The organism is Gilliamella sp. X-57 (assembly GCF_057063565.1).
This window is the reverse complement of record NZ_JBXSQI010000003.1, coordinates 126086-136370: the sequence shown is the minus strand read 5'-3', so window position 1 is coordinate 136370 and position 10285 is coordinate 126086. Positions and strand designations below refer to the sequence as shown.

11 protein-coding genes and 1 pseudogene are annotated in these 10285 nt (G+C 37.1%); 4 read left to right on the top strand and 8 right to left on the bottom strand.

The annotated features are described in order from the left end of the window. From ACYIAL_RS02865 to ACYIAL_RS02850, 4 genes and pseudogenes are all read left to right on the top strand, one after another. Window positions 1-197 (top strand): LexA family protein (locus tag ACYIAL_RS02865; RefSeq protein ID WP_483747617.1); only part of this gene is annotated, 197 nt, incomplete at its 5' end. A 63-nt stretch (window positions 198-260) separates the two neighbouring features. Next, window positions 261-536, top strand: a complete 276-nt coding sequence (locus ACYIAL_RS02860) for a DUF4411 family protein (RefSeq protein ID WP_483750925.1) — start codon at window positions 261-263, stop codon at window positions 534-536. Continuing rightward, window positions 536-1218, top strand: a pseudogene (locus ACYIAL_RS02855) (site-specific integrase); the annotation flags it as partial. The gene ACYIAL_RS02860 and the pseudogene ACYIAL_RS02855, both read left to right, overlap by 1 nt. Window positions 1219-1447: 229 nt before the next feature. Continuing rightward, window positions 1448-1666: a hypothetical protein gene (locus ACYIAL_RS02850; protein ID WP_483750919.1), complete on the top strand. Its 219-nt coding sequence runs from the start codon at window positions 1448-1450 to the stop codon at window positions 1664-1666. Window positions 1667-1671: 5 nt separating this feature from the next. On the opposite strand, the gene ACYIAL_RS02845 is transcribed toward ACYIAL_RS02850, so the two are convergent. The 8 genes from ACYIAL_RS02845 to ACYIAL_RS02810 all read right to left on the bottom strand — a co-directional run bounded on the left by ACYIAL_RS02845 (window position 1672) and on the right by ACYIAL_RS02810 (window position 10282). Further along, window positions 1672-2199, bottom strand: a complete 528-nt coding sequence (locus ACYIAL_RS02845; protein ID WP_483750918.1) for a tail fiber assembly protein — start codon at window positions 2197-2199, stop codon at window positions 1672-1674. Between the two features lies 1 nt (window position 2200). Next, a complete protein-coding gene (locus ACYIAL_RS02840; RefSeq protein ID WP_483750917.1) occupies window positions 2201-3490 on the bottom strand; it encodes a hypothetical protein in 1290 nt (429 codons plus the stop codon). 64 nt (window positions 3491-3554) lie between these two features. Further along, on the bottom strand, window positions 3555-3848 hold the full coding sequence (locus tag ACYIAL_RS02835) for a hypothetical protein (protein ID WP_483750916.1): 294 nt from the start codon (window positions 3846-3848) through the stop codon (window positions 3555-3557). A gap of 13 nt (window positions 3849-3861) precedes the next feature. Beyond that, window positions 3862-4911, bottom strand: a complete 1050-nt coding sequence (locus ACYIAL_RS02830; RefSeq protein ID WP_483750915.1) for a hypothetical protein — start codon at window positions 4909-4911, stop codon at window positions 3862-3864. A 7-nt stretch (window positions 4912-4918) separates the two neighbouring features. Beyond that, on the bottom strand, window positions 4919-8209 hold the full coding sequence (locus ACYIAL_RS02825) for a TipJ family phage tail tip protein (protein WP_483750914.1): 3291 nt from the start codon (window positions 8207-8209) through the stop codon (window positions 4919-4921). Window positions 8210-8216: 7 nt separating this feature from the next. Continuing rightward, on the bottom strand, window positions 8217-8834 hold the full coding sequence (locus ACYIAL_RS02820; protein WP_065590004.1) for a tail assembly protein: 618 nt from the start codon (window positions 8832-8834) through the stop codon (window positions 8217-8219). Next, window positions 8824-9546, bottom strand: a complete 723-nt coding sequence (locus tag ACYIAL_RS02815; protein ID WP_483750913.1) for a C40 family peptidase — start codon at window positions 9544-9546, stop codon at window positions 8824-8826. Before ACYIAL_RS02815 ends, ACYIAL_RS02820 begins: the two co-directional genes overlap by 11 nt. A gap of 1 nt (window position 9547) precedes the next feature. Beyond that, window positions 9548-10282 carry a phage minor tail protein L gene (locus ACYIAL_RS02810; RefSeq protein ID WP_483750924.1) on the bottom strand — a complete coding sequence of 245 codons (735 nt, stop codon included), beginning with the start codon at window positions 10280-10282 and terminating at the stop codon, window positions 9548-9550. Between the last annotated feature and the right edge of the window lie 3 nt (window positions 10283-10285).

Here is a 10285-nt window from a genome sequence, read left to right as displayed (position 1 = left end):
AATTTGTGGTCGCTATGAACGGTGAATCAGAAGCCACTTTTAAAAAATACCGAGAGTTGGGATATGATGAGCATGAAAGAATGCAATTTGAGCTTATCCCTCTTAATCCCGATTACACAACAATGAGCACATTAAACCAACAAATAAGAATTGTTGGCACAATGGTTGAACATAGGATATTTAGACGTAAAAGATAATTGTTCTAAATAAAATATAGCTAACCGCTTTGGGATTTTTTATAAAAATTATATAACAAAAAAATTGTTTATAGCATAAATGCCGTTAAAAAAGAGCTTTTATTTAAAAATAATGAAATAAGTGACTGGATAAAAAATACAGTTCCAGATTCATTTATTGAAGATGAGATGTCTTCAATAAATTGTTACGGAATATTAATGAACTGGACTCAAAACCAGAAAATAAAGGAAAAAGCAAAAACTGACTTTGCTAATATGGATAAAGCTGATGCATTCTTAATTGCTCACGCAATGAAAAACAACTATGTAATAGTAACAGATGAGTACCAGCTGCAATAAACAAATATCGTAAAACGATATTGGGAGCGCTTAGTCTAGATCATAAAAACAACTGGATCAGCTCTATGCCGTATGTTGGAAAACAAAAAGAGCCAAATGTTAGGGTTAGATGGATCACAAAACAGCAAGCTCAAACATTGCTGAAAAAGATATCAATTAATTGGTTGAGAGACGTTTGTTTATTTGCATTATTAACAGGTGCAAGGCGAACTGAAATTTTATCTATGACATGGGATAAGATAGATTTTCAAAACAAAATAGCAATAGTAAGTAATGATATTGCAAAAAACGGTAAGGCAAGAGCATCATTATTAAATAATGAAGCTATTGAGCTTTTAAAAAACAGAAGACTTATCAATAGCAAGTATATTTTTGTAAGTGCAAATAATAACCCATTAAAAGATATTGATCGACGAGCTTTTAATCATGCTACGAAAATTTGCAATATTGATGATTTCCATTTTCACGATCTACGCCACACACGGGCGAGCTGGCACGTTCAAAGCGGAACACCTCTTTTTACACTGCAAGAATGGGGTGGTTGGGAAACGTTGGAGATGGTAAAAAATACGCGCATTTAAACGTTGAGCATTTAAGCCATTTTTCAAATGCAGTCACAATTTGGTCACAAAATAAAAATAAAGGCAATCAATCTTTGACCTTAGCAGTTGTAACTAATTGATCTTCTTATATTTTAATGGCGTCCCCTACAGGATTCGAAGAAACAAACCAACTAATTGATTTGTATTTATTTATTTTTAAATAAAGATAAATATACCGCAAAAAATACCGCCAAGTAATTTTTTGAGTTATAACTTATTAAGTGGTGATATTATAACATTTTTTAGTGAAAATTTCACATTAAAAAACAATCAATATAAAATACCCAAAAAATTCTAACCTTACTCATCATGATAACAATTAAATACCACATACCGATTTACATACGCATGACACCCGAAGACTTTGAACACGAAATTACTGGCGAGTGCTACATTATCAACAGCGAAGAAGATCACAATTACGTGTTCTATCAAACAGCAAAAACGCTATACGATATCGCCGATTTTGTGATGCTACATGACGCTGTTGAGTATTGTTGGTTGAAGATTGAGAGTATTATACGATGATACTATTATGGTTTTTTAGGGAACACAGCATTAACATCTGACGCATCAACACGAGTTACTAAAATGCGGTATTTTTTCCACGCTTTTAGTTGTGCTTCTTCGTCAACTTCTTGCATATCTAAATCAATAATATCTTGAAGCACGGCTATTTTTTCGTTGGCCTCGTTGATTAATGAATTTTTTAATGCTTGGTTATTTTTGATGAGATGTTCATTTTTGGCATCTTCATCTAAAACCCATTTTTTGCCGTCCCATTTGCAAAATTCAAACGGCTCTAACAGAGTAAAACCGTTTTTAATTTTACCAAGATAATCAACAACACTTGATTCTTTCGTATCAATGTTATATACCGTTTTTTCCCGATGGTCCTCAACTAAAAACCATGCGCCATTTTTCTCACACGGCCAACAACCGTTTTTGAATTCGGGAGGTATGCGTAATGCATTGTCTGGCGGTAATGTATCATTATTTGCCTCCAGCTCATGTGTAAATGGCTTTAGTTCATTTGTGTTATCAAAATAATAATTAATCATATTAAACTCCTAGATATATCGCCGGTGTCATACCGATATTGATTGGTCTATTTTCTGATGCGGTAGGCACTACATTTGAAGCGCGAAAATCGTAACCGAACGCTGGCCAGTCCTTTTTTTGTTCAAACGCACCATTTTCTGGGTAAATTGCATTTGAACCAGAAAACGCGCCACGAGAGTAATTAGAATGATGATCTACAACGCCGGTATCGAAATGTCCCCAGATATCGCGTATAGCATCATCTTCTGGACTGCCCACCTGTCTACTTATACCATTAACCGCACGCTCAAAATAACCGCGACCGTCGGGCGCAAACGCTATTGGTACATTAATGTATTGTTTACCGTTAATTGTTTTGATTGTTATCCAGTAATCGGATTTATAATTAGCTGACAAACTATTTAAAGCTTGCCCCTGCGGTGAATCTAAAAGAAAGTTATCTCCATTTCTGAAATACCACCCGAATGGTAGTTCGCCACGTCTGAACGGCATTAAGCGCTGGTCGCCAATCATGTCTTTGATAATAACGTTATGTACGATTAATGAACCGGAAATCGACTGGCTTTCTTCACCCGTTTTTTTGATAAAATTTGAATTATCGATAGTAGACGCCCAATTTTTAGCATCATCTGCCGACTTGGCGGCGTTCATTTCAGATGTTTTAGCATTGCCTTCCGACACTTTAGCCGCATTCGCACTATTACTAGATTGTTGAGCTGAGTTACGCGACGCTGTAGCTGATGAACTCGCACTATCTGCATATGATTTTGCTGAATCTGAATATGATTTAGCTGATGAGTTAGCATTAGTTGCAATTGTTGCTGATTCGCTTGCTGATTGTGCAAAACCTTTACCTTGTTCAACCAGTTTTATTAACTCTTTTTGTATTGAATATTGAGATTTTATAGTGACAACTTGTCCGTCTGGCGCTGTTAATGTTACCTCTCCATCACCTGTTAATAAAGTTTGCCAAGCGTCCAGTTGGATTTGATAATAATTCAGCATTTCTGATACTCGTAATGCTAAAGCTTCAATGGAAACCTTGGGTGATGTCGGTATTTCGTACTTAACACCTGTTTTACTTGCTCCACTATACTCCTTTGCTAGTGTTAGCTGTGTATCTGACTGAACTGATGCAATCTCATAAATTTCTATTGTATTTGATGTTTGTAGTATCAACATTTGACCGGAGCAAATACCGATTAATGGATTAGTCCATTTTGTATTAATTCCAGTTACTGTTTTGCTATTATTGGTTACGTTTACCGCACCTGTTTTGTACCAAGACATAATTTTCCTCAAATTTTAAATATAAAAAAACCGCTACATGAGCGGTTTTATTGAACAAATTGAATTATAATTTAAACAATGCTTTTAATTGCTTTTGTTTTTCGGCGCTTGCACATTTGATATCAATTAATGTGTGAGTGTTCTCAGTCGGAAAATTATCCAATTTTTGTCGTATAGAGCCAGTTAACTTGAGTTTTAAATCATAGTGATTGTCATTGATTTTTCTAACCTTACTAATTTCAAAACTTTTTACTGCTCCCCTTAACGTTTTTTCTTTATAAATTGCATTGCAATTTAAATTTTCAGAATACGAATTGCTAGAAAATAACAACATGAATAGTAATATTATTTTTTTCATCATTGCTCCATTTTTAAAATTTAAAATAATTTTCAGCGTCTAAAATCATTAATGGAAAGTTTGAAGTAAATTTTCCATTAAATGGGTGGGTCCATTCATAATTTTCGTGATTTATATAAGATGGCGCTAGGCTAAATCCATTTGAAGCAAAGCCAACTTGCTTAGTGATGCCACTGTATTTATCGAAACTCGCATAACCGCCAATTGATGTCGGAATGAACATGGGGCGTCTAATATTAGGTATACTGACGAATTCACCATGGCTAACAGCTCCAAAGCTGTATAGCTGTGGATTAATTAAAAGCCCTGATGTTGAATCACATACTGTTTCCCCATATGAATTATAAATCCTCATCCCGTATTTTGACAGTGTGTTTGTTATTTTTTGTTTTGCAAAAACAACTACTTTTATGGAAATATCATGATTTAGTCTTATACCATCTTTATTGTGAGCAAACAAAGCATGTTCATAAAAATCATAATTAAATCCGATTCCGATTGAATGATTCTGTTTGTCGCTATAAACAAAGACTGCACAATTGTTGAAGTTTAGATACGGATTAATATTGCTTGGTCGCCAGCCATCTTTGGCTGATATTGTAATATCCCCCTTAAATACTACAGGTGCGCATAATGACGCTTGATTAATGGAAAAAAAATTATTTTGACCCGTAAATGAAATCCCTATTCCCGAAACAGGATTATGCATCGGATAACCAATTATTATACATAGTTGGTTATACCCACTACCGCTACCACCACCATACCCCCATGCGTTTGGGCCATTTACTAAAATAACTTGTCGATTATTGTCTAGATAACTACGTGAATCAAATGCGCCACAAACCCAAATATTGGTACCGTCTTCATCCATCTCAAAGTCAACATTATAACCAGAGCCGTTTGTTAAATGCACATGATACTGATATCCATCGGGAACATAAATGCCTGTTTGGCGCTGTTCAACACTACATATCCCTAAAATACAACACATAGTGTGAGATGAATCTAATATAATATCAGGTCCATCAGTACTAAAAATCTTTAAGCCGTAACTTGACACTTTTACCTCACAATTTACCTAGTTTTACTCTCAGTACATTTCTTTCATCAAAGACAGCTAATCCACTACCGTTTAATTCAATTCTTCCGCCTCCAAGAAATGAGCTATTTATCTCAAAATTGCCATCCTTAAATAACCGCCATCCAGATTTTCCCGGAACATAGTTTTCAGATTGAATCGTATCCGAAATTGTTGCAAAATTTAATGAAGCTTTACCAATAATGGCTCCGTTCATGATGGCATTGCCGTCTTTAATGATAAACGCTGGTACTGGTGTGCCATTAGCTTGATTCATAATCATAAATTTATCAGCAAGAAATATGACATTAGATTGCATACCGGTTTCGGTATTTTCAACCCCCATTGTCATACCAGCGACATACTGTTGACCTTTGTCATCCACTTCTACTTTCATTGTGCGATGAGCTGAGATTTTTCCATTGAGATTATTCACGGTTTCACTAACATCTGAAATAGATGTTGTAACATCTCCAACTTTAGTATTAATAGCTTCAATTGATTTGGCTGTGGCAGCATTTTGTTCTGCGGTCGTTTGTTTTAGTTCTGATAAATTACTACTAACATTTCCATAGTTAGAGCGGAGTTCCTTCAAAGCGATTGCCGTCGCCTCTTTTTCAGTTAATAAAACAGAATTGGTTTCTTTGATTTCAGCCGATAAGCTACCATTTTCAACTCTGCGACGGCGTGTTTCGGTATCATTAGCTAACGCATTTTCAATGATCGCCTTTGCGTTTTCTATTGAACTAATCGCCGCATTATCAACTGAATCAATAAGAGAGTTCCAAGCATCGGTTTCTTTGATTTCATCAAAAATATGGTCAGTTAAATCGTTGGTATTTGTACTAGAAATACCTCTAACCCATTCTGTCCAATCACTAACGTTTCCGATCTTATCAACCAATCGAGCACGATAGAAAAACACTTGGCCAATTGATAATCCTGTTTGCGAATAACTACAACTCGGATATGTAACATTACTTAACAATAGCGCCTTTTCTTCATTATCATTAGTAGAGTATTGGATTTCAGTATGACTTGTGTCACCGCTACCGTCAGGAAACGACCACTTTAAATCAATACCAAAAACAACATCATCACTAGCCGTAAACCCAATTGGTTTGTCTGGTTTACCAACCTTACCTTTAATTGAAGTCGCTTGTGAGTATGCCCAAGGTGAAGATACGTCTATTGCATTAGCAGCTCTTACACGAACTTCATAGACACCTGAATAAACCCCCTCAACAGTAAAATTTGTGCCGTTTGTACGACCAACATTAATCCAAGCTGAATTGTCTTTTCGCCATTGTGCAACGTAGTTTGTTGCTCCCTCCACCGTATCCCATGTTGCATTTAAAGAGGCAATTGACAATCCTTGAGAGATGTAGCTACTTTCGGAAATAACAATATTTTTTGGAGTAGAAATTGAACTTGGTGGAGTAACGGTAATAGGTTTTGACTCAATCCGTATACCCTCATCAATATATTTGAATTTATCAGGATCGTGCTGAATAGCCGTTATTGTAAACTGACCTTTTTCAGTTGCCGATATTGATGTCACTCTAAAATATTGAATTGCAATATTATCACTATCTATACACCAAACCGCACCAGCCGCAGGTTCAATTTTATAGTTAGCTGAAACCGTAATCGTTTTTTTATCGGTACTGATTGTTTTGATTGTTCTGCTTTGAGCTGTACCATCTGGCAAGTTAATTACTAGTCGATCGCCTGCACCATAATCAACAGCCCTATCTAGGGTTATTTTTCGCCCAGAAACTGCATGAATTCGCCCGCCGTTTTCTTTACCTGAACGGGACGGATCGGCTACACCAATAATTCGCGCAGGCATAGGAATATAACCATCCAAGCCAACAGTAAAGGTTATCACTTCATCTTTCGCATTGGAAAGTAATGCCCAGCGTCCCCTCCTTTGGGCTTCTGCTTGTGATGTACAGCCGATAGCTGTTAATTTCATTACATTAACATCGTATCGACGCATTAAATCTTGGTCCCAAACCGCTTCTACATCATCACAATAATGGTTATTGGGATCAGAATAAGCAACTAAGCATGAGGTGTACCGATTTTTATATGAACCACCTGAATAAGCAAAATCACCAATAACATTTGATGGATGATAGATAAAATCAGGCTCATCTTGTGGCATGTCAGCCGTTAAACAAATCTGGTCGTTACCCCAAAAAATTATCCCACGAAATGATGCCACCAAATCTTTAAGTACTGTGTAAGCATCCTCTTGGCTTTGTATATATTCATTACAAGCAAAACGTGGTTCTTTGCCTCCTTTCCCATCCGAAACCATTTGATCGCAGTATTGCCCTAGTTGATAGATAGACCATTTGTCTAGCATAGTAGAATCAATCCGTAATCCCATGCCTGCTATCTCATCACGCATTAAATAATAAGCAAGCCACGCAGGATTATTCGTGTAAGCCATTTTAAAGCCACCTTGCCAAACTCCTGAATATGTTCGGCTAACTGGATCGTAATTATCTGGAACTTGAACAAGTTTTCCCTTTAGCTTACAACTGATCTTGGGCACGGCTCCGTTAAATTGACTAGCATCCAACTCAATATAAAGCAAAGCGGTATTAGGGTAGCGTAACTTGCTATCAATCACTTCTGCGTAAGAAGATACAGCAAATGCGTTAATTAATTTACTATTAGAGTTAGAATCTGGCGTTAATCGTCTTACTCGAATAGCCCAACCATTTACCGCACTTGGCAGATTTATGCGATGATCTCTTTGATATTCAGATGTAGTCTTACCATTAAATTCCGCATTCACAACCGTTTCAAAAGCACTGCCATCCACTGATAGATCAATTGCATACTTTGTGACTGTACCAACCATATCGCCATTTTCTTTATATTCAACATGAGTCGGCAAACTCAACTTAATTCTAATTGCATCTAAATCTAAATTAGAAAATGAGCGAACCCAAGGTTTATTGGCCTTTACTATATAATTTGCCCGCAGTTCATTACTTATCTCAGGTATACCCTTAATATAGTCTTGAGTTTGTGATCCATTACGAAACTCCCAAGTAACACCATTAAAATTACGTGAACCATCAGCGTTAGCTAACGGGGTGTTATCAATATAAATATTTTGTTCGGTAATATCGCCGTGAATCTCACCCTCACTCAATGCAATCAATGCTTTAAGCTTAGCCGTTGAAAGTAAGTTGTCTGGTTGCTCATATGGCTTGTGCGGTTTTTTACCTCCGCCTTTTTGACCTTCTATCAAATGCATAATTCACCTATTGTTGATCTTCTGAATAAATACCAGCGTTAATTACCGCACCACCAATTTCACGCTCACCTAGCAAAATAGCCACAGGATAACCCACCGCATTGGTATTAACTGGAGCACCAAATCCATAATTGGGCTTGTTTTCTGCGCTAGATGAACCGCCCGCATTAAATTTCGGTTGAGGTGTGAGTAATTGAACAACCCCACCAAGCATCATGCTAATACCGATTCCTGTTAAAATCGATGTTGCAGTAACCGTTGTGGCAGCCATCGCTGCTCCCCACGCCGCCAGTGACGCACCTGCCGTAAAAAATGCAGCCACTAACGCAATAGCACCAATAATAATTTGTAGCATTCCGCCACTTTTAGAGCCTTGAGCTACAGGCATGATCATGTAATTTTTACCACTTGCATTAATATCAAACTCATCAATACCAATGTTTTTGCCGTCAACAAAAAAAGCAAATTTGACACCTTTCATATGCGCTGAACTCATGTATTTTTCAAAGCCTTTTATCGTTGCGCATAACGCTCTTAACACTTCTTTAATATCTTGCACATCGTATTGATGATTCTTGCCAAATTGCTTAGCCATTGCGCCTTTAAACGTTACATTACTCAGCATTAAATAACTCCTTGTGTCGTACTATTCGAACAGTTCTATCTCTAAAATATTTACCGTATGGTGTTCTTGATGATAATTGGCCATAAAGATGATGAAGAATAAGATTGTCACCTACATAGATAGCGGCATGGTTTGTAACCTGAGCACCAATTCGCATCATGATTATGTCGCCAATCTTCATATCCTTGAGGTCCACCTCAATAAACCCCTCTGATTGCCAATTGTCATCATAAATATTTTCATCTCCACTCTCCCACCATTCGCGAGTAACAGAATAGTTCTTTAGGCTAATGTTATACTCTCGTTTATAGTAATCCATAATAAGCGCCCAACAATCAGCATACCCCAACAACCATTGACGCCCTGTATAATCCCGATTTACACGCGGTGATATTGTGCAAAAATCACCGTCAGGGACAGACATAATTCCCCATTCAACACCCGAATAATCGCATTGAATACGGTCAAATTCCGACGGGACAAGCGATACTACATCAGGGTGAGAATGAATAATCATAATGATCTCGCCCTGTTTCTCGGCTTCTAGTTGCTCATCAGGTGAGATTAAAAAATGCTCCTTGGGCTTGTCTGATATGTTTTTACAAGGTATATATTTTTGAGTTTTACCCGTATCCACAATCAAACCGCACGCCTCGTTAGGATATTCACTATCAACATGTTTTTTTATTGCATCTAATAATTTTTGTCTCATATCATTTACCTTGTAAATTTGCCGCAGGGAAACCACCAAAAGGAAGCGGATTATTGCCATGGCGAGCTTTGCAATCCTTTAATAAGCCACCGCATTGATCTTTAGCAGGATCGTCCGTCTCTATGCCATCTTTAGTGAAATACTTATTGCCTACATAGTCACATCCCGTCCCACTTCTATACCAACCACGCATACACCAAGTACAAACTGTTGTTATTTGTCGTGTTGGTAATTTAAGGTTTTGTATGTCAAAAGGTGAGCATAATTCAAACTCAACGGTCGCTTTTGTTTCTTCTCGTTTGTTATTGATAAAAAATAACTGAACTCGCTCTTGAGTAGGGTCAGCGGCAGGATTTCCATTAAGCCAATTATCCGCATCAAGATATTTGGCCATTGTCGTGTGGATTTTAACTTTTGCTTGGACCAAATCATCATAATCAATACAAAGCCGAGTTACTCTACCATCTATATTGCCAACCGATAATCTTGGTGTTGGCTGTGAGCCAGTGCTACTTAATTCAATGTCTTTTAATTCATATGGATACGGTAAATATTCTTTACCTTGCCATTTTATTGATGGTAAATTCTCAGCGGCAAATGACGCCCACCCATCAGGCGAAATATTATGAGCGTGAAATCTCAGCACTTCATCAAGACCAAATTTTGTGCCATCCACCTCTATTAGTTGTATAAGCTGATTACCCTCAAGGGCTTGTAAGTCTTGTGTTATTGGCATAGT

Excerpts from the sequence above, each read along its gene's own strand:
- ACYIAL_RS02845 (WP_483750918.1), bottom strand. The coding sequence starts at position 2,199 with ATGATTAATTATTATTTTGATAACACAAATGAACTAAAGCCATTTACA.
- ACYIAL_RS02825 (WP_483750914.1), bottom strand. The coding sequence starts at position 8,209 with ATGCATTTGATAGAAGGTCAAAAAGGCGGAGGTAAAAAACCGCACAAG.
- ACYIAL_RS02820 (WP_065590004.1), bottom strand. The coding sequence starts at position 8,834 with ATGCTGAGTAATGTAACGTTTAAAGGCGCAATGGCTAAGCAATTTGGC.
- ACYIAL_RS02810 (WP_483750924.1), bottom strand. The coding sequence starts at position 10,282 with ATGCCAATAACACAAGACTTACAAGCCCTTGAGGGTAATCAGCTTATA.
- ACYIAL_RS02850 (WP_483750919.1), top strand. The coding sequence starts at position 1,448 with ATGATAACAATTAAATACCACATACCGATTTACATACGCATGACACCC.
- ACYIAL_RS02835 (WP_483750916.1), bottom strand. The coding sequence starts at position 3,848 with ATGAAAAAAATAATATTACTATTCATGTTGTTATTTTCTAGCAATTCG.
- ACYIAL_RS02815 (WP_483750913.1), bottom strand. The coding sequence starts at position 9,546 with ATGAGACAAAAATTATTAGATGCAATAAAAAAACATGTTGATAGTGAA.
- ACYIAL_RS02840 (WP_483750917.1), bottom strand. The coding sequence starts at position 3,490 with ATGTCTTGGTACAAAACAGGTGCGGTAAACGTAACCAATAATAGCAAA.